This window comes from Marinobacterium aestuariivivens, assembly GCF_042661465.1.
In the GTDB taxonomy this organism is placed as follows: Bacteria; Pseudomonadota; Gammaproteobacteria; order Pseudomonadales; family Balneatricaceae; genus Marinobacterium_A; species Marinobacterium_A aestuariivivens.
Window position 1 is genome coordinate 3,692,472 of the sequence record NZ_JBHSWE010000001.1, and the last position, 23,886, is coordinate 3,716,357.

General features: G+C 63.0%; 24 protein-coding genes and 1 pseudogene. 10 read left to right on the forward strand and 15 right to left on the reverse strand.

The genetic code is table 11. The features are described 5' to 3' along the window. Window positions 1–1,218, reverse strand: coding sequence for an L-2-hydroxyglutarate oxidase (lhgO, locus tag ACFQDL_RS19315; protein ID WP_379910440.1), 1,218 nt, complete (start codon window positions 1,216–1,218; stop codon window positions 1–3). Window positions 1,219–1,547: 329 nt separating this feature from the next. Continuing rightward, window positions 1,548–2,506 (reverse strand): annotated as a pseudogene (gene glaH, locus ACFQDL_RS19320) (glutarate dioxygenase GlaH). Window positions 2,507–2,666: 160 nt separating this feature from the next. Here glaH and csiR point away from each other — a divergent pair. Further along, a complete protein-coding gene (csiR, locus tag ACFQDL_RS19325; RefSeq protein WP_379910441.1) occupies window positions 2,667–3,356 on the forward strand; it encodes a DNA-binding transcriptional regulator CsiR in 690 nt (229 codons plus the stop codon). A 193-nt stretch (window positions 3,357–3,549) separates the two neighbouring features. On the opposite strand, the gene ACFQDL_RS19330 is transcribed toward csiR, so the two are convergent. Beyond that, window positions 3,550–4,482, reverse strand: coding sequence for a LysR family transcriptional regulator (locus ACFQDL_RS19330; protein WP_379910442.1), 933 nt, complete (start codon window positions 4,480–4,482; stop codon window positions 3,550–3,552). A gap of 187 nt (window positions 4,483–4,669) precedes the next feature. Here ACFQDL_RS19330 and aptA point away from each other — a divergent pair, with 187 nt between their 5' ends. The 5 genes from aptA to ACFQDL_RS19355 all read left to right on the forward strand — a co-directional run bounded on the left by aptA (window position 4,670) and on the right by ACFQDL_RS19355 (window position 9,285). Further along, window positions 4,670–5,986, forward strand: a complete 1,317-nt coding sequence (gene aptA / locus ACFQDL_RS19335) for an omega-aminotransferase AptA (protein ID WP_379910443.1) — start codon at window positions 4,670–4,672, stop codon at window positions 5,984–5,986. A 299-nt stretch (window positions 5,987–6,285) separates the two neighbouring features. Then, window positions 6,286–7,065 carry a TRAP transporter substrate-binding protein DctP gene (dctP, locus tag ACFQDL_RS19340; RefSeq protein ID WP_379910444.1) on the forward strand — a complete coding sequence of 260 codons (780 nt, stop codon included), beginning with the start codon at window positions 6,286–6,288 and terminating at the stop codon, window positions 7,063–7,065. Beyond that, entirely contained in the window at window positions 7,025–7,300 is a 276-nt protein-coding gene (locus tag ACFQDL_RS19345) for a type 2 periplasmic-binding domain-containing protein (protein WP_379910445.1), read from the forward strand. The genes dctP and ACFQDL_RS19345 overlap by 41 nt, the downstream gene beginning before the upstream one ends. Window positions 7,301–7,430: 130 nt before the next feature. Continuing rightward, entirely contained in the window at window positions 7,431–7,979 is a 549-nt protein-coding gene (locus ACFQDL_RS19350) for a TRAP transporter small permease subunit (protein WP_379910446.1), read from the forward strand. Beyond that, on the forward strand, window positions 7,969–9,285 hold the full coding sequence (locus ACFQDL_RS19355; RefSeq protein WP_379910447.1) for a TRAP transporter large permease: 1,317 nt from the start codon (window positions 7,969–7,971) through the stop codon (window positions 9,283–9,285). Before ACFQDL_RS19350 ends, ACFQDL_RS19355 begins: the two co-directional genes overlap by 11 nt. Window positions 9,286–9,418: 133 nt before the next feature. Here ACFQDL_RS19355 and trpA read toward each other — a convergent pair whose 3' ends face one another. Together trpA and trpB are read right to left on the reverse strand one after the other, a co-directional pair. After that, window positions 9,419–10,192 carry a tryptophan synthase subunit alpha gene (trpA, locus tag ACFQDL_RS19360; protein ID WP_379910448.1) on the reverse strand — a complete coding sequence of 258 codons (774 nt, stop codon included), beginning with the start codon at window positions 10,190–10,192 and terminating at the stop codon, window positions 9,419–9,421. Continuing rightward, window positions 10,189–11,424 (reverse strand): tryptophan synthase subunit beta, encoded by a 1,236-nt coding sequence (trpB, locus tag ACFQDL_RS19365; RefSeq protein WP_379910449.1) that lies wholly within the window; start codon window positions 11,422–11,424, stop codon window positions 10,189–10,191. Before trpB ends, trpA begins: the two co-directional genes overlap by 4 nt. Before the next feature lie 84 nt (window positions 11,425–11,508). On the opposite strand from trpB, the gene ACFQDL_RS19370 reads away from it, so the two are divergent. Then, on the forward strand, window positions 11,509–12,036 hold the full coding sequence (locus ACFQDL_RS19370) for a TetR/AcrR family transcriptional regulator (RefSeq protein ID WP_379910450.1): 528 nt from the start codon (window positions 11,509–11,511) through the stop codon (window positions 12,034–12,036). Window positions 12,037–12,196: 160 nt separating this feature from the next. On the opposite strand, the gene ACFQDL_RS19375 is transcribed toward ACFQDL_RS19370, so the two are convergent. The 5 genes from ACFQDL_RS19375 to pspA form a co-directional block, all read right to left on the reverse strand. Further along, window positions 12,197–12,808, reverse strand: coding sequence for an antibiotic biosynthesis monooxygenase (locus tag ACFQDL_RS19375; protein ID WP_379910451.1), 612 nt, complete (start codon window positions 12,806–12,808; stop codon window positions 12,197–12,199). Between the two features lie 83 nt (window positions 12,809–12,891). Next, window positions 12,892–13,014: a hypothetical protein gene (locus ACFQDL_RS19380; RefSeq protein WP_379910452.1), complete on the reverse strand. Its 123-nt coding sequence runs from the start codon at window positions 13,012–13,014 to the stop codon at window positions 12,892–12,894. Beyond that, window positions 13,011–13,280 (reverse strand): PspC domain-containing protein, encoded by a 270-nt coding sequence (locus tag ACFQDL_RS19385; protein ID WP_379910453.1) that lies wholly within the window; start codon window positions 13,278–13,280, stop codon window positions 13,011–13,013. Before ACFQDL_RS19385 ends, ACFQDL_RS19380 begins: the two co-directional genes overlap by 4 nt. 18 nt (window positions 13,281–13,298) lie before the next feature. Next, entirely contained in the window at window positions 13,299–13,556 is a 258-nt protein-coding gene (pspB, locus tag ACFQDL_RS19390; protein ID WP_379910454.1) for an envelope stress response membrane protein PspB, read from the reverse strand. Continuing rightward, entirely contained in the window at window positions 13,556–14,233 is a 678-nt protein-coding gene (gene pspA / locus ACFQDL_RS19395; RefSeq protein ID WP_379910455.1) for a phage shock protein PspA, read from the reverse strand. Before pspA ends, pspB begins: the two co-directional genes overlap by 1 nt. Before the next feature lie 190 nt (window positions 14,234–14,423). Here pspA and ACFQDL_RS19400 point away from each other — a divergent pair, with 190 nt between their 5' ends. Both ACFQDL_RS19400 and ACFQDL_RS19405 read left to right on the forward strand, forming a co-directional pair. After that, window positions 14,424–14,945, forward strand: coding sequence for a sigma 54-interacting transcriptional regulator (locus ACFQDL_RS19400; protein WP_379910456.1), 522 nt, complete (start codon window positions 14,424–14,426; stop codon window positions 14,943–14,945). Between the two features lie 2 nt (window positions 14,946–14,947). Further along, window positions 14,948–15,451, forward strand: a complete 504-nt coding sequence (locus ACFQDL_RS19405; protein ID WP_379913193.1) for an AAA-type ATPase lid domain-containing protein — start codon at window positions 14,948–14,950, stop codon at window positions 15,449–15,451. Between the two features lie 3 nt (window positions 15,452–15,454). On the opposite strand, the gene ACFQDL_RS19410 is transcribed toward ACFQDL_RS19405, so the two are convergent. Continuing rightward, entirely contained in the window at window positions 15,455–15,700 is a 246-nt protein-coding gene (locus tag ACFQDL_RS19410; protein WP_379910457.1) for a DUF6455 family protein, read from the reverse strand. Window positions 15,701–15,911: 211 nt separating this feature from the next. On the opposite strand from ACFQDL_RS19410, the gene ACFQDL_RS19415 reads away from it, so the two are divergent. Beyond that, window positions 15,912–16,829: an aldo/keto reductase gene (locus ACFQDL_RS19415; protein ID WP_379910458.1), complete on the forward strand. Its 918-nt coding sequence runs from the start codon at window positions 15,912–15,914 to the stop codon at window positions 16,827–16,829. 88 nt (window positions 16,830–16,917) lie between these two features. Here the strand turns inward: ACFQDL_RS19415 and ACFQDL_RS19420 are convergent, their stop codons facing one another. Genes ACFQDL_RS19420 through ACFQDL_RS19435 form a run of 4 tightly spaced genes read right to left on the reverse strand, consistent with a single transcriptional unit; the run spans window position 16,918 to window position 23,730 of the window. Further along, window positions 16,918–19,314, reverse strand: coding sequence for a patatin-like phospholipase domain-containing protein (locus ACFQDL_RS19420; RefSeq protein ID WP_379910459.1), 2,397 nt, complete (start codon window positions 19,312–19,314; stop codon window positions 16,918–16,920). Between the two features lie 12 nt (window positions 19,315–19,326). After that, a complete protein-coding gene (locus ACFQDL_RS19425; protein WP_379910460.1) occupies window positions 19,327–21,198 on the reverse strand; it encodes a GMC family oxidoreductase in 1,872 nt (623 codons plus the stop codon). A gap of 31 nt (window positions 21,199–21,229) precedes the next feature. Continuing rightward, window positions 21,230–21,763: a hypothetical protein gene (locus ACFQDL_RS19430; protein ID WP_379910461.1), complete on the reverse strand. Its 534-nt coding sequence runs from the start codon at window positions 21,761–21,763 to the stop codon at window positions 21,230–21,232. After that, window positions 21,661–23,730 (reverse strand): hypothetical protein, encoded by a 2,070-nt coding sequence (locus ACFQDL_RS19435; RefSeq protein ID WP_379910462.1) that lies wholly within the window; start codon window positions 23,728–23,730, stop codon window positions 21,661–21,663. Before ACFQDL_RS19435 ends, ACFQDL_RS19430 begins: the two co-directional genes overlap by 103 nt. Window positions 23,731–23,886: the final 156 nt, after the last annotated feature.

The window sequence follows — 23,886 nt, forward strand, 5'->3', positions numbered from 1 at the left end:
TCAGGCGGCGTGCGCCGGCGTGCCGAGGTCGAAACGCCCGATCGCCGTCTCGAGGATATGCCGGCCGATCGGCAGCGCCGAGGTGGCGGCCGGCGACGGGGCGTTGCAGACGTTGATGGTGCGGGCGCTGTTGACGAAGAGGAAGTCGTCCACCAGTCGGCCGTCCTTCGACACCGCCTGGGCGCGAACACCCGCGGGGTAGGGCAGCAGGTCCGCCTTTTCGATTGACGGGCAGTACTTGCGCACCTGTTCGAGGTAGCCGGCCTTGAACAGCGAGTTTTTCAGCTCGGCGAGGCCCGGTTTCAGGTTCTGTTTCAGTACCTTGAGTATGCCCGGGTAACCGAGGGTTTCGAGGCTGTCGCGCAGCGAAATATCGGTCTTGCGATAGCCCTCCCGCTTCCAGGCCAGTACCGCATTGGGGCCGACCGTGACGCTGCCGTCGATCATCCGCGTCAGGTGGACGCCAAGGAACGGCATCGACGGGTCCGGGATCGGATAGATCAGGTGATTGACGATCTGGTTGTGCTCGGGCTTCAGGCGATAGTATTCGCCGCGGAACGGGCAGATGCGGAAACCCGGATCGATGCCCAGCATGCGCACGATGCGATCGGCCATCAGGCCCGAGCAGGAGATCAGGTGGCGTGTAGCGAAGGTTTCCTGCCCGGTTTTCACCCGCACCTCGGATGACAGTTCCTGGATGGCGCTGACGCGGCAGCCGAAGCGGATCTCGCCGCCCAGGGCGCGGAATTCCCGGCCCATCGCTTCGGTGACGGCGCGATAGTCGACGATGCCGCTCGAGGGCACGAAGATGCCGCCGAGACCGGTAATGTTCGGCTCGCGCTCCTTCAACTCCCCGGCGCTGAGCCATTCCCGCTCCAGACCGTTGGCCTCGGTGCGCTCCCAGAGGGCCTGCATGCGGGTCATCTCCAGCTCGCTGGTGGCTACCAGGAGCTTGCCGCACGCGTCGTAGGGAATGCCGTGGTGATCACAGAAAGCCCTGGTGGCCCGGTTGCCCTCGAGGCAGAACTTCGCTTTCAGGCTACCCGGCGTGTAGTAGACGCCGGCGTGAATCACGCCGCTGTTGTGCCCGGTCTGATGTTCGGCCAGCCGGTTCTCTTTCTCGATGACCAGGACCTTGCGTTCGGGGAAGGCCTGCAGCAGCTGCATGGCGGTCGACATGCCGACGATACCGCCGCCAATAATGATGAAATCGTACACCCTGACCTCGCTTGTCGCTAACGGTGGCTGGTCGCGGTTCGCGACCGGAAGTATAGGGCTGCCCTTGCCCAACAAATCCCGCTCAGCGAGTCGCCAAGGGGTCAGCCGCACGACGCATTTTCGAAGGCATAGTGGGCCTATGTCGAGAAAATGCAACACAGCGGATGACTCCTTGACGGCTCGCCCGGAGGAGTCCCCAATTCGTCCTCGACTGTGTTGCCGTTTTTGGCAAGAGAACCTCTCTTCCCTGCGAACGGCGCCTTGCCGAGAACGAATTGGGGGCTCTGAGGGGCGACTTGTGGGGCAAGGGCAGCCCAAGGGGCCCGGAATCACTGGCGGGGGTTGCGCAGTGTCTTGGCATGGGTGAAGTAGCCGCGCTGGCGCATCAGTTCGCGGCGCAGGCCCTGGTGAGCCGTGAACTTGTCGCGACCGTGCAGCCAGAAATGGTTGTTGATCAGCAGGAAGCTGCCGACCGGGACCGGAACCGACAGGATCTGCCGGCTGTTTTCGAGTGACTCGGACAGGTCGGCGAGCCAGTTGCCCTCGTCGAAGTCCTTCGGCTGCACGAACTGATCGATGTAGGACATGATCGGCCGGCCCTGGTTGTCGACGTCGAACACCGGGTGAAAGACATCCTTGCGGGTGTTCTTGCTCGGCGGCGCGGTCCAGCGCATGACCCGGTGGGCCATCGGGCCGGTGCTGAAACGGTCCAGATGTTCCCAGTCGTCCAGGTGCAGCAGCAGCGAGTTGCCACCCTCCATATTCTGTTCGTCGATTTTCAACATCAGCACGTAGTCGGTGTCCTGTTCGACGAAGGTTCCGTCGTTGTGCAGCTCCATCACCCGGTGCGCCTTGCGCAGGTAGCTGTCGGAGTTGTCGTCGTTCTGTACCACGAAGCGCGCGTAGTACTGGCCACTCATCGCATCGAAGTTGGAACGTCCGAACAGGTGGGCCACGGCGGTGGTGAACTTCACCATCTCTTCGGCCTGCTCGACGCGGTCGAGTCCCCGGGGGTGATCAGCAGGGCGCCGCTGTCGCGATCCACCAGGGTGTCGATCAACAGCGACTGCAGTCGGTTGCCGCACAGGTCGTCGAGGATCCTGCCGGCGCGAAAGCGCAGGAATGATTTGTATTCCAGTGCCTGTACCGGGTAGGGCGCCATCTGTTCCAGATAGCGACTGACGATGTCGGCATCGAATTCGAGTTCCAGCAGGCGCCCAGACTGGGAACTGGGCTTCAGGCTGAAGCCCGGGGCGTCGAAATCAAGTGCGGTGGCGGGCTGCGTCATCGGTTTGGCCTCATTTGTTACCGGGGGCAATGTCTGCGTTTTTTAAAAATATCTACATTTTTTATTTTCGTCAACATTTAATCGAAATCGGAGCTGCCTAAAGAGAGAGGGGATGGGTATAATCGGGCGTCGCTGAAGTGCAGGCAGGACAGGATGAACGATGGAATCTGAACGACAGAACCTGGCGGTGGTGGCCTACGGGCTGCTGAAGCGGGATATCACCAGCGGCCATTTCCGGCCCGGTGACAAGCTGCTGATGAGCCAGCTCAAGGAGCGTTACCAGATCGGTACCGGGCCGATGCGTGAGGCGCTGTCACAGCTGGTGACCGAGCGGTTGGTGACGGCGGCGAGCCAGCGCGGCTTCCGGGTGGCGAAAATGTCGCTGCAGGAGCTGAACGATATCTACGATGCGCGGGCCCATCTGGAAGCGATGATCGTGGGCCTTGCGGTCGAACGGGGCGACGAGCACTGGGAGGCGGAGGTGATTGCCAAGGCCCATACGCTGGCCAGTGTGGCCGAGATCCACAGCGCCGACGAGATGATGAATCTCTGGGACAAGCGTCACAAGGCGTTCCATGGCGCCATCGCTTCGGGTTGCGGCTCGGAGAAGCTGCTCGAGCTGCGGGCGGTGCTGATGGACCAGGCCGAACGCTATCGCCAGCTGTGGCTGCGCCAGACCGTATTCTCGGCCGAGGCGCTGGAGCAGAAGCGCCGCGAGCATGCGGCGATCGTCGACACCCTGTTGCGGCGCGATGCCGCCGGCGCCTCGAAGATGATGCTGGAGCACCTGCTGAGCCCGGTGCCCATCATCACCGCCATCGTGCGCGATGCCCGGCTGGTGGATGCCTAGGGTGGAATGAGCCCGAAGGCGAATTCCACCGCTACTGTCAGGCATTGGCGAGGTAAATCGGCTGATCCACGGCGTGGCCGGAGACCGATGGAATGCGATTCACCGGTGGAATTCGCAAGCTCATTCCACCCTACGCATAACGGATCAAAGAACCACTGCGGCCCGGCATGCGTCCGGTAGCAGCGAGTGGCGTTCAGCCGCTATGAGGGCTGTGCACGTCCTCGATGATGTCGAGGAACAGCGAGGTCGCCTTGTTCGGCTGACAGCTCTTTTTTGTCACTGCGGCGATGCCGAGCCTGTAATAGCGTTCCGGGCCGCCGAGACTCTTCAACTGGCCGCTCCCGACCCAGGGTTCGGCATAGGCTTCGGGCAGGAAGGCGATGAACTTGCCGGACAGAATCATCGCCAGCCGGGTTTCGTAGAAATAGGCCCGCCCCTTGAGACTCATGCCCGATAGCTGCTGGGTGGCCTCCTCGTTCGGCTTCACGCCAGGTTCCACGGCCGTGAAGCAGTTGATCACCTCGTCCGTCAGTTCGCTCTCTTCCAGTGCCAGTAGGGGGTTGTTGCGGCTGCAGTAAAGGCGGCAGACATCGCTGTAGAGGTGAATGTAGTTGAGACCATCGAGCTGGCGGTGGTAGGGCATCAGCCCGACATCGGCCTCGTCGTTCAGCACCATGCGCTCGATATCGGCGAGGGTTGCGACCTCGGTCTGCAGCAGGATCTCCGGTGCCCGGCTGCAGAAACGGGCGATCATTTCGGGAAAGCGGCTGCGCGGGTCCAGGCTGGTGCCGTCGCTGACCGCGATGCGCAGCTCTCCGGCCGGGTTCTGGCTCATTTCATTGACCTGGTTGCGAAACTCCTCGAGGGAGTCGAGCAGCCGGCTGGTCATTTCGTAGATCGCCGTTCCTTCCGGCGTCAGTGCAAAACCGCCCCGGCCGCGGCGGCACAGCCGCAGGTTCAGCCGCGACTCCAGATTGGAGATATGAATGCTGATCGTCGAACGGCTGATATTGAGTTCGGTCTCGGCGGCCGAGAAGCCGCCGTTGTCGACGACCGATTTGAATATCCGCAACTGCTTGATTTCGAAGTCGCCGACCTGCCCGAGCGAATAGTTCTTGAGACTCATGGATATCATACCGCCACAGAATTTGCGGCTATTTTACCGGCATTTACCCGAATCCGGAAAAGTGCGGTTTCTAGGTTGGGAGAATGTTTGATCGCGTTAAACCTTTAATTGCAGAGCCGGTGATTTTCCCGCCGCGCCGACCTGCCTATCGTTGACCGGGCTCAATGATGACGGTGGTTTTAGCGAAATGAAACGATACGAAAACATGGATGCGTTCTGGATGCCCTTCACGCCGAACCGGGCATTCAAGGCCAGTCCGCGCATTATCGAAAGAACCGAAGGGGTCTTCTGCTACACCGACGACGGGCGCGAGATTCTCGATGCGACCGCCGGCCTATGGTGTGTCAATGCCGGCCATGTCCGCCCGGAAATTGCCGAGGCGATCGGCCGTCAGGCGCTTGAACTGGACTATACGTCGCCGTTCGGCTTCGGTCACGATATCGGCTTCGAGTTCGCCGAGCGGCTGATTCAGCATACGCCCGGCGATCTCAACCGGGTATTTTTCGCCAACTCGGGCTCCGAGGCGGTGGAGAGCGCGCTGAAAATTGCGCTGGCCTATCAGGCCTCCCGCGGCAAGTCCGGCAAATACAAGCTGATCGGCCGGGAGATGGCCTACCACGGCGTAAATTTCGGAGGCATCTCGGTCGGAGGACTCACCCCCAACCGCAAGGGCTTTGGACCTTTGCTGCCGGTTGATCACCTGCCCCATACCCTGGATCTTGAGCGCAATGCCTTCAGCCGGGGGCTGCCGGAGCACGGCCTCGAAAAAGCCGATGCCCTCGAGGCGCTGATCCGCTTCCACGATGCAGCCACCATCGCCGCGGTGATCGTCGAGCCGGTCAGCGGTGCCGGCGGTGTCATCCTGCCGCCGGCCGGCTACCTGAAGCGGCTGCGCGAGATCTGCGACCGCCACGACATCCTGCTGATCTTCGACGAGGTCATCACCGGCTGGGGCCGGCTGGGTTCGCCTTTCGCTGCGGTCGAGTTCGACGTGGTGCCGGACATGATCGTCTCGGCCAAGGGCATCACCAACGGTATCGTGCCGCTGGGCGCGGTCTTCGTGGCCGATCCTATCCACGACTGCATCCTGGACAATGCCCCGGAAGGCGCGGTGGAGTTCTATCACGGTTACACCTACTCGGCCAATCCGGTGGCCTGCGCGGCGGGCCTGGCGACGCTCGACATCTACGAGGGCGAAAGTCTGCTGACCCGCGCCGGCGGCGATATCGGCCGGTACTGGGAGGATGCGCTGCATTCGCTGCGCGATATCGAGCAGGTCGTGGACGTGCGCAATTACGGCCTGATCGGCGCGGTGCAGTTCTCCGACGCGGCGGGCAGCGGCAAACCGGTCGGTGGCGCCTTCCAGGCGGGCTGCTACAACAATGGCGTGATGATCCGGGCGATGGGCAATATCATTGCATTCTCGCCGCCGCTGACCATCGAGAAGGCCCATATCGACCGGCTGGTTGGTGCAATCCGAATGACGGCTTCCGAGCTTTTCTGAGGCGCCCGGCCGGAGCCTGTCCGGCCTCAAGGGTCCTGTTTGCTTTTGCGAAACCGGACCGAGCCCTTCGACCCCGGGTGTACAAAGGTTTCGTCAAACCTGAGCAAGGTCAATGACTTCTCAGGTTTTATATCGCTATTTCAGAGACTTATGAAATTCGCGGGTAAAGTTTGATCGGGCTGAAACTTTAGGTGGCAAGGGCTTGATGTAACGGGCGAAGGGCCTTTGTTAACGTGTTGCGGCTGACATTCGAATGACGCTGCAACGCTATTTAAAACAATTAGAAAGGGTACAACGACATGCTCAAACTTCTTGGCAACGTAAAGAAACAGCTTATTTGCGGTTCACTTGCGGTGGCGCTGGGCCTGGGCGGCCTGGCATCGGGCGCCCAGGCGGCCGAACACAACTGGCGCTTCGCCAACCTCTATACCCGCGGCACCGCCTTCGGCGAGGTCTATGCGGGCCTGGCAGAGAATATCGAGTCCATGTCCGGCGGGCGCATCAAGGTGAAAATGATGTATGCCGGCGAGGGGGTCGACACCACCGGCATCCTGGGCGCGGTCAAGTCCGGCCTGATCACCATGGGCGCGCACTTCCAGCCGATGAATGCCGGCGAGCTGCCTGCCGGTATCGTCGAGGTCGGGTTGCCCGGCGGTACCGCCGATGTTGGCGAACTCAGCGTGCTGTTCCACGAGAAGGGCTGGGACAAGGTGCTGACGCAAGCCTACGGCGAGCAGGGGCTGGTCTGGCTCGATCCCTACATCCAGCCGCCGGTCTACCTGCTGACCAAGGAGCCGATCAACTCCATCGAGGACTTCAAGGGGCTGAAACTGCGTGCGCCCGGCGCCTATGGCAAGTTCGTCCGCAATCTCGGCGCCTCGCCGGTGTCGCTGACCTGGAGCGAAATTTACACCGGTCTCGCGACCGGCGTCATCGATGGTTCCATCGGCAGCAACCTGATCGACCATCGCGACGGCAACCATGTCGAAGTGGCCAAGTACATGTACCGCCTGCCCCTGGCCGGCGCCGGTGCTGCCGGTGGTGGTCAACCAGAAGGCCTGGAACAAGTTGCCGGATGACCTCAAGGCGATCGTCAGGGCCGCTACCGCCCAGCATGCCCGCGAGCAGATGACCAAGTCCCGCCTCTGGGAGTCCCAGGCCATCGCCGACATGGAAGCCAAGGGCATGCAGTGGAGCCCGGCGCCGAGCGACGCCGATCGCACGGCCTGGAAGGCCGCCGGCGAATCCCTCTGGGACGAGTATGCGGCTGACGACAAATACAGTAAGCAACTGGTGGATATCCTGAAGCAGTAATGGCGGTGGGCCCTGGCGGGGCCCGTTCGTCCCGGATTCATCCCGGTCCGTCCCTCCAGCCGAGGGTGCGGCCCGGGGCCGTTGCAGGTAGAGGCGATCCCTTTACCCATTCTCCATCAGGGCTGTATCCATGATCACGACCTTATGCAGAACCTATTGTGCCGCCGTCGAAAGCCTGGTGGCTTTTATCGGTCGCTCGACCTCGCTGCTGATGCCGTTGCTGGCGCTGGTGGTTGCCTTCGAGGTATTTTCCCGCTATCTGCTGAACGAACCGACGGTCTGGGCCTATGATCTGTCGCTGTTCTTTTTCGGCTATCTGGCGGCGCTTGGCGGCGCCTACGCCCAGCAGCGCAAGGCCCATATCAATGTCGATATTCTCTATATGTCGGTATCCGGCAATACCCGGCGCATCTTCAATCTGCTGTCGGCGGGACTGGCGATCTTTTTCATGCTGGTAGTCGTTGTCGTGTGCATCGACAAGTTCAACGAAGCGATCCAGTTCAACTACCGCCGGATGAGCGAGTGGGCACCGAGCATGCATCATTTCTGGATGATGCTGGTGGTCTCGGCCGCACTGCTGATCCTGCAACTGTCCAGCGACATGATCAAAGACCTTTATCATCTGGTGGCCGGCGAAGATCTGCTGCCGCAACTGCAGGGGGCGGGCGATGGCCATTGAACTGCTGACGGGCATTCTGCTGCTCTGCATCCTGGTGGCCTTTGCCATCGGCGCGCAGGTCGGGCTCGCGCTCGGCGGCATCGCCATGGCCGTGGGTTATGGCACCTGGGGCGAGGGCATTTTCAATATTCTGCCCAGCACCTTCGAGTCGACGCTGTTCAGCTTTATCCTGCTGGCGATCCCGCTCTATATCTACATGGGGCAGCTGCTGACCCGGTCCGGCATCGGCGATGCGATGTTCAATGCCAGCCAGCTGCTAATCGGCCGTCTGCGCGGCTCGCTGGCGATCAGTGTCGTCGGCGTCTGCTCGATGATCGGCGCCATGGTCGGGATCATCGGCGCCGGTATCATGACATCCGGCAGCATCGCGCTGCGGCCGATGCTGGAGCGTGGCTACGACCGGCGTCTGGCGCTGGGCGTGATCATGGCCGGCGGGGGCCTCGGGATCCTGATTCCACCGAGCGTGCCGATGATCATGTTCGCGGCCTCGACGCAAAACTCGGTCGGCAAGATGTTCATTGCCGCGCTGGTACCGGCGCTGGTCACCATCTGCCTGCTGGTGCTGTACATCATCATCAGCTGCAAGCTCAATCCGGCCCGCGCGCCCATGGGTACCGGCAAGGAAGCGGCGATGTCGCCGAAAGAGAAGTTGCGTACCCTGCGTGACGGTCTGTTTTCGGTACTGCTGATTGTCGCGGTGCTCGGCAGTATCGTCAGCGGCATAGCGACGCCGACCGAGTCCGGCGCCATCGGCGTGGTCGGCGCCATCATCCTGGCGTTCTTCTTCAAGCGCTTTCGCATGGGGATGTTCCGCATGGCCGGCGTCGAGACCGCCATGCTGGTCAGCGTCGCGATGTGGATCATTCTGGGCGCGACGCTGTTCAGCAACTTTCATCTGCTGATGGGGGTGCAGGACATGGTCGCCGGGTTCACCCGGGACCTTGGGCTGCCGCCGCTGGGCGTGGTGATGCTGATGCAACTGATCATGCTGCTGCTGGGTTTCGTCATCGACGAGTTCATCATCGTGCTGATGTGCGCGCCGCTGTTCACGCCGATCGTCGTCGATCTGGGCTTCGACCCGATCTGGTTCGGTATCCTGATGATCCTGAATATCGAGATCGCCGTGCAGACACCGCCCTATGGCTTTGCGCTCTTCTATCTCAAGGGCATCGCACCGCCGGATGTCAGCATGCTGGATATCTACAGGTCCGTGACGCCCTTCATTCTGCTCAAGCTGCTGGTACTGGTGCTCTGCATGCTGTTCCCGGAGGCCGTGATGTGGCTGCCGAATCGGGTGATGGGGTAGGGGCCGCCGGCGGTGATGCCGTGAACAGACCCCTGCGACGCTGGCGGGTTATGCGACGCCTAGCCGTGGACGCGACGTTCACAGCGAGGTGATGCGTCGCTAACCCGCCCTGCGTGGAAAGGCGCCGCGGTCCTCAGTTGCGCAGGGACCGAACCAGGTCCCTGACCGCCGCCCGCCCGCCTTGATTGTAGGCATCGAGCAGGCCGGAGCCGACAATGGCGATATCGGCCTGGCCCTGCAGCGCCGCGACCTGGGCTGGCGTGCGGATGCCGAAGCCGACCGCCAGCGGCAGGCCGGTGTGCTGTCGGATGGCGGCCAGATAGGCCTCCAGCGGCTGTGTCGATTCACCGCTCTGCCCCGTGACGCCCTTGCGGCTGACGCAGTAGAGCATGCCGGTCGCGGCCTCGCAGATCTGCCGCATCCGCGCCGGCGGTGTTTCCGGGGTCAGCAGCCAGACCGGTTCGACGCCGGCTTCAGCACAGGCGTCGCGGTAGGACGCAGCCAGCTCAATCGGCAGGTCCGGCACGATGAACCCGACGATGCCGGCGGTGGCCGCTGCCGCCGGCAGGCGCTCGAGGCCGTGGCGAAAGAGGGGGTTGAGGTAGCTCATCAGCAGGACCCGGCTGTCCGGAAAGTCCCGACTCAGCACTGCGATATCCTCGAGACAGCGTTGCAGCGTCGGCGACTGCTGCAGTGCCTCGTGACAGGCATGCAGGATCGAGGGGCCGTCGGCCGAGGGGTCCGAGAACGGGAACTGCACCTCGAGCAGTTCGACGCCGGTCTCGAGCAGGTCGCGCATCAGCGCCAGGCTCTCGTCGACACTCGGGTAGCCGTAGACGACATGGGTCATCAGCAGAACGGGTCTGGCGCTGCGCTGCTGTTCGATAAAGGTGTGTAATGCGCTCATGCCTGGGCCTCCCGTGCCAGATACCGTTGCAGAAACTGCCCGAACTCCGGGTCCTTCAACGCGCTGGCGACATTGAAGATATCCTTGTCGCCGCGACCGGAAATATTGATCACGATGCGCTCGTCCTTCGACAGTTGTGGTGCCTCGCGCAGCGCGCCGGCCACCGCATGGGCGGACTCCAGTGCCGGGATGACGCCTTCGTGGCGCAGCAGCATCTGGAAAGCGTCGATGACCTCGTCGTCAGTGGCGGCGTCCATCCGTACCCGGCCGGTTTCGGCCAGATGGGCCAGAATCGGCGAGACGCCGACGTAATCGAGACCGGCGGCGACCGAATGGGTTTCCATCAGCTGTCCCTGGTCGTCCTGCAGGAACATCGTCGAGAAGCCCTGGGCGATGCCCGGGCTGCCGAGGTTGCCGGACAGCCGGATCGAGTGTTCGCCGGGCTCGCGACCGCGGCCGCCGGCCTCGATACCGACCAGCTCCACCCGCTGATCGTCGAGGAAAGGCAACAGTATCCCGGCGGCGTTGCTGCCGCCGCCGACACAGGCGTAGATGCGATCCGGCAGGGCGCCGAACTGCTCCAGGCTCTGGGTGCGGACCTCGCGCCCGATCACGGACTGAAACTGCGCCACCATCTCCGGATAGGGGGCCGGGCCGCAGGCGGTGCCGATCAGGTAGTGGCTGCCGGAAGGGTCGGCGGACCAGTCCCGCAGCGCCTCGTCCAGCGCATCGCGCAACGTCTGGCCGCCGCTGGTGACCGGCACCACAGTGGCGCCGAGCTGTTTCATCCAGAACACATTGGGATACTGGCGTTCGATATCGCGGGCGCCCATATAGACCGTGCAGTCGAGTCCCAGGCGGGCGGCGACCAGGGCCGAGGCGACACCGTGCTGACCGGCGCCGGTTTCGGCGATGATGCGCTTCTTGCCCATGCGCTTGACCAGCAGTCCCTGGCCAATAACGTTGTTCATCTTGTGGGCGCCGCTGTGATTCAGGTCCTCGCGCTTGAGATAGATCTGGGCGCCGCCCAGTGCCCTGCTCAGGTTGGGGCAGGGTGTCAGCGGGGTGGGACGACCCGAATACTGCTGCATTTCCCGGTCGACACTGGCCATGAAGTCGGTATCCCCGGCGGCCTGCTGCCAGGCGGCCAGCAGTGCCTGCTGGCTGGCGTAGAGTATTTCCGGAATGTAGCTGCCACCGAAGCGGCCGAAGAAACCGTTGTTGCCTTGCATGGTCCAGTCCTAATTAATTAACTATACCGTTTAGTTAAAATAATAGTAGAATCCGGTTTCGTCAACTGTAATTTGGACAGCGTCATGGCCAGAGGGCGGCCCTCGAAGAAACAGCAGATACTGGACAGCGCCCGGCAGCTGTTTAGCGAGCTCGGCTATCAGGGCACCACGGTCGATCTGGTGGTGCAGACGGCGGGCGTTTCCAAGCCGACGGTGTACAGCCATTTCCCCAGCAAGCAGGTGCTCTGGCAGGCGATGCTGGAGCAGGCGATCGAGCAGTCCGAGCGTCAGCGCGCCGCCATCGCGCGCTCCGATGGTGACTGGGTCGACGCCATACTGTCGGCGTTCGGTCAGCTGGCGGCACAGCCTGAGATGCTGGCGATCTATCGCATCATGCTCGGAGAGCGGCACAAGATGGCACCCGAGGCGTTGCAACTGTTCGATGATTTCGAGCGTCGCCTGGAAAGCTGGTGCGACCATCTGCTGGAAACCGAGGGGCTCCGTCCTGATCAGGAGCGGCGCTTTGTGCTGCTGGCGCTATGCCGGGAGGGGTGCTGCAGCCCGCGCTGCGTGGACAGGAAGGGCTGCCACGCGAAAGGCTGGAGGTGTTGATCCGCAACGCGATGGACATATCGTAGGGTGGCAATGAGCCCAGCGAATTCCTCCGGTGAATCGCATTCCGGTGAATCGCATTCCGGTGAGTCGTATCCCATTGGGCTCCGGACCCGCCGTGGCTGGCGGTGGCATTCGCGCCTGCGGCGCTCATCCCACCCTACCGTTCGCTACGGTCGCGCCGGGGATAGAGCCAGAAGGCGAGCAGCTTCGTCAGCAGCGGCATCAGCACGTAGGTCATCAGCAGCGTTACCGCCACCGTCATGCCCAACGTTCTGGGTATCAAGGGTAGCTGACCGAGCCAGGGACCGAGCAGCCAGGTGATCAGGGTGATCAGCGGGAAGATCGCCAGCCAGGCCACCACGGCCATCTTGTACTTCGGCGGCGGTTTCACCGGGTTCTGCCCCGGCAGAGAAAACCAGGCCACCAGGCCCGACAGCACTTCGGTGCTGTCCGGAGCATCGAGGCAGTCCTCGATCGCATCCAGGTACTGGTTGCGCTCCGGCGACTGCTGCCAGCGGTCAAGGTCTTCCCGCGAGCGGAACTTGAAGACGATGCGGTATTCGGGATCGGCGCTGCCGGACGGTCGCAACAGCGTCGAACCGAGAAAACCGGGAAATTTCACGGCTTCCTGGCTGAGGGCGTTGCTCAGGCGCTCGAACTCCCGTTCCCGGCCGCTCTTGATACGCCTCGAAATGACCACCGTGACGGCTTCCTCGGCCGCCCCGGTGCTATTGTTCTGCGGTTCTCCAGACGGGGGCCTGTTGTCCATGTGCCTTTGATCCCAGGGATTGATCCGGTCCTGCCATCATACCCGAAGGCCCGGGGCTCTGTTCAAGGCACATTCGCGCAGGACTACAGGTCCCTGAACTCCTTGTTGAACCGGTAGCGGCTCGACGTCACGTAACGTTCCATCGATTGCAGACGCTGATCCAGGGCGCGCATTCGTTCGTTCAGCCGGCGCAGTCGGGTGCTCATGGGCTGGCCGTAGTCGAATGCCGGCTTGCGGGGGCTTCCCGCGGTGCCGCCCGCGGACGACGCTCCAGCAGCACGACGGCGACCAGATACAGCAGAACCGCCAGGCTGCCGCTGAACAGGAACAGGGTCAGGAAGATGATCCGTGCGAGCCACACCGGCTGGCCGTAGGTTTCGGCGAGCCCGGCGCAGACGCCGGCGATCCAGCCCTGGGTCGAGCTGCGGTAAAGATTGCGGTTATAGCCATTATGCTTGGTTGCCTTGTCCATCGTTTGCCTCCTTCGGGCTCAGGCCCGGCGCTCGCGGTCGTCGTCCCGGGCCGTGCGCCAGCCGGCATGTTCGCTATCGAGAATGGTCTCCAGGGTGGCGACCCGCTGCTCCAGACGCTCGGCCAGCGCCAGGGCCTCCTCGAGATGCTGGCGCTCGTCGGCCGACAGGCCCTTGTTGAGCCGGGCACGGGTCCAGTAGTGCAGAATCAGCCACATGGGCACCACGACGGTGAGAAAGATCACCGTCGGGACGAAGAAAAACACCATCGTCGACATTAGGCCTCACTCCCCTTGCCGGACCGCATGCGTGCCTTGAGGGCTGCCAGGGCCTCTTCGACCTGGTCGTCCCGCTCGAGCTCTTCGAACTCGTCGGCGAGGCTGCGGTTGCGGCCCAGGTCATGGGATTCGAGCTCGGCTTCCATGTCGTCCATGCGCCGCTCGTAGGCTTCGAACTTGCGGAACGCCTCCTCGAGCTTTTCGCGGTTGCCGGAGCGGTGCATGTCCATGCGCGAGCGGTTGGTCTGTTCCCGAACCTGCAGCGATTTCTGCTTCGCCTTGGCGTCGTCGAGTTTCTGCTGCAACTGCCCGATCTCCTCGTTGAGAATGCCGAGCTGCTCCTCGATGGCGCCGAGTTCCCGGCCGGCCTGCTGCAGCGCGTCCTCGACCGCCTGCTGCTCGGCCAGGGCCGCGCGGGCCAGATCCTCGCGTTCCTTGCTCAGCGCCAGCCGGGCCTTGCGTTCCCATTCAGAGGCTTCGCTTCGCAGGCGCTCGATACGGCGCTCGAGGGATTTGCGGTCAGCGATAACCCGGGCCGAGGTGGTACGCACTTCGACCAGGGTGTCCTCCATCTCCTGGATCATCATGCGGATCATCTTGGCCGGATCTTCGGCGCGGTCGAGTAGGGCGGTGATATTGGCGTTAACGATGTCGCCAAAGCGTGAAAAGATACCCATGGCTGCGGTCTCCTTGCTGGTGGATTCGCTCTGTTGCTTGTCAGTAGAAAAGCCAGAGACGTGCCAGCTATTGGTATCTTATTGATATTAAAGCTGTTATTGCCTGGCATACGAGGAATCACAGGAAAATTGAACTAATGTCTGTGCTTTTTTGACTAATATTTGGTTTAAATGGCTAAAAGGTGGTTTTATGCCTCAGTTCAGGCAGACGCTGATTGGCAGTTCCGACCGCTTTCACCGACTGCTGACCCAGGCCTCGCGTCTGGCGCCGCTGAGCCGGCCGGTACTGGTGATCGGCGAGCGGGGGACCGGCAAGGAGCTGATCGCCGAGCGGCTGCATTATCTGTCGACCCGCTGGCAGCAGCCCTATCTCCAGGTCAACTGCGCGGCCATGAGCGAATCGCTGCTGGAATCCGAACTCTTCGGTCACGAGGCCGGCGCCTTCACCGGGGCGACCCGCGCCCGCGCCGGGCTGTTCGAGCGTAGCGAGGGTGGCACCCTGTTTCTCGATGAGCTGTCGACCGCCTCGATCCGGGTACAGGAGAAGTTGTTGCGCATCATCGAATACGGGCGTTTCGAACGCCTTGGCGGCAGCCGGACGCTGCAGGTCGATGTGCGGGTGGTCGCGGCGACCAACGAGGATTTGCCACAGGCGGTAAGGGAGGGCGCTTTCGCGCCGATCTGCTCGACCGGCTGGCCTTCGATGTGCTGAACATGCCGCCGCTGCGTTACAGGCGCGACGATATCGCCGAGCTGGCTGAGCATTTCGCCCAGCGCATGTGCCGGGAGCTGGGTTACGACTGGTTTGCCGGTTTCGATCGCGCCGCGCTGGCGCAGCTGCTGGAGCATGACTGGCCGGGCAATGTGCGGGAGTTGAAAAACGTCGTCGAGCGCAGCGTCTATCGCAACCCGGATCCCGCCGAACCGGTCCGCCATATTGTGCTGGATCCCTTCGAGGCGCCCTGGCGCCATCCCGGACATTCAGAGACTGACGCAGAGCCCGAGCGTCAGAAAACGGCTGCGCGGGAAGCGCCGGCGAAAACCGCCGCGGGCGACCTGCGTCAGCGCGTCGCCGAGTACGAGCAGCGGCTCATCCGCCAGGCGCTGGAGGCCGCTCAGTTCAATCAGCGCCGCGCGGCCGAGGCCCTCGGGCTGACCTATCACCAGCTGAGGGCTTCGCTGCGCAAGTATCCGGGCCTGCTGTCCGGCGGCGACTGAGCTTCAGTCGCGAACGCTGTTCATCAGTTCTGCGTTGGGGCAGAATCCGGGCGCCTTTTCATGGCGATGTTCTTCGTTCAGCCATCTTTCGCACTGTTCCTCCTGTCGGCACCCCAGGCAGCGGTAGGCGGCGGAGCGGAACTGAGCATCCAGGGCGCCGGGAGACAGTTTTGTCAGGTCCGCACCGGTTGTCTCCAGCATCAGGCCCATCAGCTCAAGTCGATCGTCGATATGTCGTATAAAGCCCATGATCAGGTCCTCCCAGGGGTCTTGAGCTTTATCATGGTACGAAGCGGCGACGACGGAATTGACCGGAATCAACTCCCTGATAATTGGATACTAAAAAAATAATTAATATTGGTATTTTGTGTCGTTACTGCGTGACAGGTGGGGTCACGGATCCTGGCGGCGACTTCGTTGTCTGATGCCGATACAACACCCGGACACCACGAGGGGCGCCATGACACCGAAACCCAGTCGACGCGCACTGCTTGCGGGGATGCTCGCGGCCGGGCTATGGCCATTGCTGCCAGACCCCCTGAGGGCGATGGGGATGCATTTTCGCACCATCCCGTCCAGCGGCGAGGCGATCCCGGCCATCGGCATGGGGACCTGGCTGACCTTCGATGTCGGCGACGATGCCGAAGCTTTGAGGGTGCGTACCGACGTATTGCGAACCTTCTTCGCCGCCGGCGGCGGCATGATCGATTCGTCACCCATGTACGGTTCGTCGGAACAGGTGGTCGGGCGCTGCCTGGAGCGATTGGGCTATCCGGGCGGGCTGATATCCGCGACCAAGGTCTGGACGCCGCTGCAGTTCCACGGCCACATGCAGATCGAGCAGTCCTTCGACCTCTGGGGGCTCGAGCGTTTCGACCTGATCCAGGTGCACAACCTGGTGGCCTGGGAAGCGCAACTCGAGACGCTGCGCCAGCTCAGGTCCGACGGGCGCCTGCGTTATATCGGCGTGACCACCTCCCATGGCCGTCGCCACGACGAACTCGAGCGGATACTGCGCAGCGAGCCGCTGGACTTTGTCCAGCTCACCTACAACGTCCTCGACCGGGAGGCCGAGTCCCGCCTGCTGCCGCTCGCGGCGGAGCGGGGCACCGCGGTGATCGTCAATCGACCGTTCCGGCGCGGCGCGCTGTTCGACCGCTTCGGCCGCTATCCGCTGCCGCCCTGGGCCGTCGAGATCGAGGCGCGCAACTGGGCACAGTTTTTCCTCAAGTTCATCCTGTCTCATCCGGCCGTGACCTGTGCCATTCCGGCGACCCGGCGGGTCGATCATATGGCGGAGAACATGGGGGCGCTCGCCGGTCCGCTGCCGGGCCGGCGGATGCGCGCGCAGATGGTCGACTACCTCACGGGCCTTTGAGTCCGCGTAGGAGCCCGGCCCTCCGGGCGAAGCTTTTGTTCACCCGTAGGAGCCCGGCCTCCGGGCGAAGCTCTTCAAGGAATGCCGCTCAAGGCAGCAGCGCCATGGCCTCCTCGTTGCTGAGCAGTTGCCGGGTCAGCTGGTAGCCCAGCTCGCGATAGGCCTCGAACTGGCGTTCGTCGAAGAACTGGTCGCTGGTCGGCTGGTTCGGGTAGCTCGGGTTGGCCAGCTTGTAGGCATAAAGGTCGCCCGGCAGGTGACGGGTCAGTGCGGACTTGATGTAAACGAGGCGGCCGACGAAGGCTCTCTGGTCGCCGGCATCCGGGTAAAGGACGTCACCGATGGCATAACCGCGCTCGGCGAGCTGGTACTTCTCGTCGTAAAGGCGGACGCTGCTTTCGCTTGCGGCGGCCTGACTGCCGGGCTGAACGCCCGACATGTCGAAAGCATCGTGCGGGAAGCGAATCGAGACGCCGAAGTCGACGCGGATGCGTTCGACGGCGTTGCCGAAGTCGTCGAAGGTCGCGTCGGGGTCGGCGCTGCCGTCGGACAGGACGATCACCGAAGTGCGCCTGCGGATCAGCTCGTAGAGGCCGGTATTGTCGAAGTGCCCGCCGTCGGACAGTTCGATCATCAGGCTGCGTTCCCTGTGGCCGTAGTCGAACAGGCTGCGAAAGCCCGGCAGCAGGTAGTTCGGCCGAATGAGATGTTGCAGCGAGAACAGCGGGTGGCTCGGGTTGAAGGCCCAGTAGCCGAGGCGCAGCCCGAGGAAGGTGGCCAGGAACGACAGCAGTGGGCTGGTGACGCCGCCGGCGCCGGCCACGCCCGAATGGGGATTCTCGGCGGCGCCGGAAATCGACATCGCGGTGGCCAGCGTCAGGTTGCCGTTGGCGAACGTTTCGGTGTCGATGTAGTGAGTGGCCTGGCTGCCGCAGTAGAGAGGCGACAGCAGGAAGCTGTCGCCGAGGCGTCCGCGATAGCGCGGCGTGAGCGCATTGTTGAGAATGACGTTGCAGTTGATCAGGTGATAGGGCGACCAGTGGCCGGAGCGAGCGATCTCGGCGAGGGCGGTGTCGTTCGCGGCCTTGCCGCGGCGACAGAGTGGCGCGCTGGCGGTCACCTCCGGTGCCTTAAGGAAGGTTTCCATCAGCCGGTCACGGTACATCTTGTGCGGCGACACCTGGTTGATATTAACGAACAGCGGAATCAAAAGTGTCAGCAGTACGAACAGCACCAGCCAGGTGGCATCGTTCGTGGTGCGGTACAGCTCGTGCACGTACTCGGCGACAATGTAGGCGATCAGGAAGATGAAGAAGGTGAAGACCAGCGTCGCCAGGACCGCCAGCAAACGCCCGGCCAGGCCGGCTCGATCCGTACCTGTGTCCGAGGCCTCGGTATTGAGCCGGAACTGCCGGACCGAGAGCAGTATGCCGGCGACGCACGATACCATCGAGCTGAAAAATCCCGGGTCCTCGAACTCGAATTGACTGCCGAATACCAGGTGCGCGACCAGCGGGAGGGCGGCCAGGAAGAGGGCAAGCGCAATGCCCTTGAGCAGCAGTCCGAGTCCCCGCTGCACGCGCACGCGATAGCAGTAGGCGCGGGAAAAGGAGGCGCTGAAATAACTGCTCAGGCCGTAGACGAATACGGTCGCCAGAAAGGCCCCCGCGACGAGCAGCGCCAGGGTGAGGAAAAACACCGAGAAGGCGATCCTGTGGCCGCTGACAGCCTCTTCCCGGATCGAGGCCAGCATCCTCGGGCCCCGTGCCAGCAACGACTCGATGCTGGTGGTATCGATGAGCGTCAGGTTCAGGATGGGGTCGAGCATGCCGGTGGTGATCAGGATCGAGAACAGCAGGAACGCCAGCCCGAACATCAGGGTGTAGGCCACCACCGAATGGATCACGCTGAGCAGGATATTGCCGATCAGAGAGGCGCCGCCCAGTTGTGCCGGCGTCAGGTATTTGCCGTGCTGGCGGATATAGCCGAGGATCCGGTCTTCCTCATGCCGGCTTTGCAGGGTGCCGGCGAAGGTGTCGATATTGCCGAACGGGAAGCGGTTGAACAGCTTCTGGTACCAGGTCAGCGCCGAACCTGCATAGCCACCGCCGGAAACGGTGGACAGGTAGGCAAGACGCTCGAACACCGGCGGCTTGTTGCCGGCCAGGTAGCGGTTGCGCAGGGCCTGGATGACGCCGATGGCGAAGGAGGCCGAACGAATACCGCCGCCGGACAGCGCCAGGCCGTAGCAGGGGCGCGCCCGGTGCGGAAAGGCATCAGGATCCATGTAGGCATAATGCTTGCACACATAGTCCGGATACTGCTGCTCGACGAAGCTACGGTAATGGTCCTCGAGATAGTGCCGGTGGCTGTCGTCGAAGGCCCGGGCCTGCCCGGCCTCGATATGACGCCGCTCCGCCGCCTGAACGGTCTCGAAGTTGACCGGCTCATTGCGTTCGAGCCGCTTGCTCAGCCACTTCAGCATCTGTCGTGCACCTCAGCCGGCGTCCTTGAGAATCACGTCGGCCGCCTTTTCCGCCACCATGTAGATGGCGCAGACGATGAAGAAACCGGGGATGCGGGGAAATACCGAGGCATCGACGACCCTCAGGTTCTGCACGCCCCGTACCCTGAACCGGCTGTCGAGCACCGCCATCGAATCGTCATCGGCGCCGATCGGGCAGGTGCAGGAGGCATGGTGGCCCCAGGCCTGGTTGCGGATGAAGTCGCGCAGCTCCTCGTCGCTCTGCAGCGCTTCGCCCGGCAGCTCCTCTTCGGCGATCAGCCCCTTTTTCTTGAGTGGCCCTGTCAGTTTGCGAACAAAGCGGATGCCGGCGACCACCGAATCGAGGTCCTCGCCACTGGCGTCATTGCCCTCGTCGAAGTAGCGGAAGTTGATATGGGGGGTGTCCAGCGGGTCGGCGGAACGCAGGGTCACCGAGCCGGCGGTGTTGTTGGTATGGGCCTTGAGGATCGCCCAGGTCAGGTAGTTGAGATGCTCCGCCAGCAGTTTCGAATAGCTCGGAAAGTAACCCTTGAAGAGGCCGAGCAGGGCGAAGCAGAACAGGTCGGGCAGCGGGCGCTCCTGGAGCGAGCGCTTGATGACGGCGAGCACCGCGCCGTTGCTGGTGTAGACGCCCTCGCGCTTTTCCTCCCACTGGCGGTACTGGGGATCGCCCTTGGCGTATTTGGCACCCTTGAGCACTTCCCAGTGATCGAAGTTCATGCGGTTGACGACGCCCACCTCGTAGCGGTCCTGCAGGTTCTGCCCGACGCCCGGCAGCTCGACCCTTGTCTCGATGCCGTGCTTTTCGAGTTCGGCGCGCGGGCCTATGCCTGAGAGCATCAGCAACTGCGGGGTGTTGAAGGCGCCGCCGGCGAGAATCACTTCGCGGGAGGCGGTGGCGGTGCGTTTCTCGCCGGTCTCGCCGCGGGGCTGGCAGTGGGCGCGGTAGAGGCGGGCGCCCTTGAGATATTCCACGCCGGTGGCGCGGTTGTCGTCGTCGAACAGTATCCGGGTGACCAGTGCATCGAGTTCGATATCGAGCTTGTCCGGATGGTCCTTCTGCACGTCGAGCAGCCGCTCCCGGGCGCCCGTGCGGCGGTGGTGACTGGTTGCCAGCGGCGGATAACGCAGGCCGGTGGCATTGTCCTTGACCAGGCGCCAGTCGTTGGGGTCGCCGGTGCCCTGGCGCAGCCATTCGGCGCGCTTGCCGGGTTCGCCGAGTTCGGAGAAGGCACTGTCGACCGAGCTCACGAGCGACTCGACCAGCTCTCCGTCCCCGAGGGCGCTCTTGGGGATCGCCTTTTCGGTGCGCAGCCAGCCTGTCCAGCCATGCTTGCTGGGGTTCGACAGCCGGCTGAACAGACGATGGTCGGGCCGGTGGTGGCAGTTCTCCAGCTTCTGGAAATAGCCGCGCATCTTGAACGCATCCCAGGAGTCGTCACCGGTCAGCCGGGCGATGTGATCCCAGTCGTCATTGTGCGGATAGACGGTGATCATCGCATTGTGGGCGGTGCAGCCGCCGAGGCAGCCGGCGCGCGGATAGAGCACGCCGTCGACCGCTTCGCCCTCGTGACGGGCGGTAAACTTCGGATCCCTCTTCTGGCGCTCGTCGTCGCCGTAGTGACGCACGAAGTAGTCCCATTTCATCGCCCGGTTTTCGCTGGCGATGGCATGGAAAACCGGCACGTCGTAGTCGTCCGGCAGGCGATTCTCGTCGCTGACCGCATCGCCGCCCTGCATCACGCGGGGATCGCCGCCGGCTTCCAGTACCAGCACCCTGCGACCGTTCTCCGCCAGCCGGGCCGCGAGGGTGCCGCCGCCGGCACCGGATCCCACCACGATATATTCGTATTCCGTACTCATGTTCGGCCTCCCGACTCAGCAGGTAGATTTGTTAGAGCGTTTTCAGATAGGCGATCAGGGCCTGCTTGTCGCTGTCGCTGAGCCCCGGTTCTTCGGCCATGTAATCGGTGCCGAAGTAGTGACCCTTGTTGACGACGAAGTCGGGGCACTTGTTGACCGCCAGCAGCGGATCGACGAGGTCGGCGAATTCCGCCCGCGCCTGCTCGTCGCTGGCATCCCTGGGCAGCGACTTGAGATCCTTCTTGGCCTTGAGCAGCACGCCAAGCACCTCCCTGCGCTTCTCCATGTCGATATTGGAGAGCAGGTTGATCGGGGTGCCGGTGGGGATCGGGCCGATATCGACGCCGGACTCGCCGAACAGCCAGGGCAGAAGCCGGCTCAGCGGGCCCACGAGCGGTTGCAGGAAGTCCGGCAGATAGCCGCGATCGACCCTCAGGTAGCTGGGCTCGGTGGTGCGGTCGATCAGGCCCGGGTGGGTCTTGCCGGAGCGGGTGATGACGGTGAAATCGCCCTCGCGTTTTTCCGGCCAGAGCATCTTCTCGATGCCATCGTCGAACGAGGCCATGCGGTCTTCCACGGAGCCTGTCCACTTGAAGTCGCCGACGGTGTTGTTGAGCAGGAAGGGCGCCGACGACCAGAGGCTGACCAGCGAAGCCGGCCGGGTGTAGCCGCGTCCGCCGGCCGGCAGTTCCAGGGCCTGGGTTCGCCGGTGATCGGGTGCTGCACGCTGAGTGTGCCGGCCGATGGCAGTTGCTTGTAGGATTCCGACGAGAAGTTGTCCCAGATATTGCCTTCGATGGCATTGGTGGCCATCGGGCTGCAGGCATTGGTTTCCAGCAGGGTGACCGGAATGCGCAGCTCGGTGGAGAGGAAGTTGTTGTCCAGGAAGTCGTCCCGCTTCACGATGCTGCGCATCTGGCCCTTGAACTCGTCGCTGCGGGTCCAGTTCCAGTAGTTGGCGAAGCAATGCAGGTAGCCGTCCTCGACGCAGCCGTGGTTGGGGAAGAACTCCCAGGTTTTCTCGGGCAGTTTGCTGGAGTGGCAGCGGGCACAGGTGTCGGCGAAAACCTCCTCACCTCGTTGCAGCTCGGTCTCGTTCCGGCTCAGGTAACGCTCGCCGCCGGGGGCATTGGCCAGATAGTCGGGGCGGGCGGATGCGAGCAGGAACAGGGCCAGGTCCGGTGTCTGCGCCTCGTTGGCGTTCCAGTAACTGGAGTTGCGGCGCGCCACCTCGATCTCGAACGGTGTGATGATCTTGCCGCCGATCAGCGCCTTGAAGTGCTCCAGCCACTCCTGGCTGAACAGGCCGATATTGACGTAGACGCGGTTCAGCGCGCCGAGCGCGCCGACCGAATCGGCACCATCCTTGAGGACACGTGGGGTGAAGACGGTATCGGGCGCGTTGTAGAACTGGTTCAGCGGGCTGCTGTCGGGGACGTTCTCGAGCTGGTTGAATTGCCTGTTGTCGAGGCCGCCGCCGGCGAGCTTTTCACGCCCGAGTTTCGAGGCGATCTCCATGCGCGCGCCGAGGTTGTAGATGGCATTCATGGTGCGCGGGTTGTTGATGTAGTCCGACGAGATCAGCGAGGTGTCCAGGGCGCCGGGACGGGACGTGTGGAACAGCTGGAAGGCGAAGCTGCTGCTGTCGGCGTTCCACATGAAGATACGGTCGACCCAGAAGTACTGGGCCCCGGGATTGGAGTTCAGGTTTTCCCATTTCGGATTCTCCGGGTCCTCCGGCGGGTTGGTCGGGTTCGGACCGACATGGCAGAAGCCGCAGGACATGCCGACGCGGTAGGGTTTGACCAGGTCCTTGTCCTGATAGTAGTCGGGATCGGTGTAGTAGCGCTGCGGATCCCAGTTGGCCTCGGCCTCCTCGTCGAAATCCGGGTTCGGGAACAGCCGCAGACCGACAATGCCGGTACCGTAGCCGTAGTAGGAACCGGTCGGGATGTTCTTGCCGCGCGCGCCGATCTCGACGCCCGGGTACTTGATTTCATCCTCGAACGGATCCGGTTTGCAGGACGGATCCCGTACATCCAGCCAGAGGCCGTAACGGTCTTCCCTCGGGCCTTCGGGCTTGCGGTAGCAGGGCTCGTTGACCACCCCCAGATAGCGCCAGCGGTTATCACGGCTGAACTTCAGGTCCGGATGGTTGGACAGGGTCTTGAGAAAGTCGAGATTACCGACACTGACCCGGGATATCTCGTCCCAGAGGGCATCATTGCCGGCGGTCCAGACGATCCAGTTGTTGCGTCCGCGGACAATGGCGTCCCGGGCCTGCTGTGGCGTGATGCCCGGAATGTAGGGAGCGAGGCGCTGCGCGATTTCGTCCGAATCCTGACTGATGCCGTAGTCCATGTCGGCGAAGTAGTCCTCGGTCGAGCCCTGCAGGGAGTCGGCAGTGCGGCCGACACAGAGCGCCTCATCGCGCACCTTGCCGGCGCCCGATCCGCAGATATTGCTTTCGGTGCAGGCCTGTAGCAGCAGGGAGATCGTAGCGAGCAGTATCGATAATCGCAGGACTTTCATGTCTGTGCTCCTTGTCCGTGGCCGGTTCGGAAAAAGGCTGCGCGCCTGCCTCAGATGGGCTGAAGACAAGGGCGCAGCAGGAGTCCGGTGAATCGGGAGGCGTGCAAAACTGGCCCGGAATTAAATCGGTGGCTCAGATCTGGCTGCTCAGTGCGG

Coding starts and splice junctions, on each gene's coding strand:
- ACFQDL_RS19415 (WP_379910458.1), top strand. CDS start 15,912: ATGACACCGAAACCCAGTCGACGCGCACTGCTTGCGGGGATGCTCGCG.
- pspB (WP_379910454.1), bottom strand. CDS start 13,556: ATGTCGACGATGGTGTTTTTCTTCGTCCCGACGGTGATCTTTCTCACC.
- aptA (WP_379910443.1), top strand. CDS start 4,670: ATGAAACGATACGAAAACATGGATGCGTTCTGGATGCCCTTCACGCCG.
- ACFQDL_RS19330 (WP_379910442.1), bottom strand. CDS start 4,482: ATGAGTCTCAAGAACTATTCGCTCGGGCAGGTCGGCGACTTCGAAATC.
- ACFQDL_RS19375 (WP_379910451.1), bottom strand. CDS start 12,808: ATGGACAACAGGCCCCCGTCTGGAGAACCGCAGAACAATAGCACCGGG.
- trpB (WP_379910449.1), bottom strand. CDS start 11,424: ATGCAAGGCAACAACGGTTTCTTCGGCCGCTTCGGTGGCAGCTACATT.
- ACFQDL_RS19410 (WP_379910457.1), bottom strand. CDS start 15,700: ATGGGCTTTATACGACATATCGACGATCGACTTGAGCTGATGGGCCTG.
- ACFQDL_RS19420 (WP_379910459.1), bottom strand. CDS start 19,314: ATGCTGAAGTGGCTGAGCAAGCGGCTCGAACGCAATGAGCCGGTCAAC.
- ACFQDL_RS19385 (WP_379910453.1), bottom strand. CDS start 13,280: ATGGACAAGGCAACCAAGCATAATGGCTATAACCGCAATCTTTACCGC.
- ACFQDL_RS19380 (WP_379910452.1), bottom strand. CDS start 13,014: ATGAGCACCCGACTGCGCCGGCTGAACGAACGAATGCGCGCCCTGGAT.
- ACFQDL_RS19435 (WP_379910462.1), bottom strand. CDS start 23,730: ATGAAAGTCCTGCGATTATCGATACTGCTCGCTACGATCTCCCTGCTG.
- dctP (WP_379910444.1), top strand. CDS start 6,286: ATGCTCAAACTTCTTGGCAACGTAAAGAAACAGCTTATTTGCGGTTCA.
- ACFQDL_RS19405 (WP_379913193.1), top strand. CDS start 14,948: ATGCCGCCGCTGCGTTACAGGCGCGACGATATCGCCGAGCTGGCTGAG.
- pspA (WP_379910455.1), bottom strand. CDS start 14,233: ATGGGTATCTTTTCACGCTTTGGCGACATCGTTAACGCCAATATCACC.
- ACFQDL_RS19370 (WP_379910450.1), top strand. CDS start 11,509: ATGGCCAGAGGGCGGCCCTCGAAGAAACAGCAGATACTGGACAGCGCC.
- ACFQDL_RS19355 (WP_379910447.1), top strand. CDS start 7,969: ATGGCCATTGAACTGCTGACGGGCATTCTGCTGCTCTGCATCCTGGTG.
- csiR (WP_379910441.1), top strand. CDS start 2,667: ATGGAATCTGAACGACAGAACCTGGCGGTGGTGGCCTACGGGCTGCTG.
- ACFQDL_RS19400 (WP_379910456.1), top strand. CDS start 14,424: ATGCCTCAGTTCAGGCAGACGCTGATTGGCAGTTCCGACCGCTTTCAC.
- ACFQDL_RS19425 (WP_379910460.1), bottom strand. CDS start 21,198: ATGAGTACGGAATACGAATATATCGTGGTGGGATCCGGTGCCGGCGGC.
- ACFQDL_RS19350 (WP_379910446.1), top strand. CDS start 7,431: ATGATCACGACCTTATGCAGAACCTATTGTGCCGCCGTCGAAAGCCTG.
- ACFQDL_RS19430 (WP_379910461.1), bottom strand. CDS start 21,763: ATGGCCTCGTTCGACGATGGCATCGAGAAGATGCTCTGGCCGGAAAAA.
- trpA (WP_379910448.1), bottom strand. CDS start 10,192: ATGAGCGCATTACACACCTTTATCGAACAGCAGCGCAGCGCCAGACCC.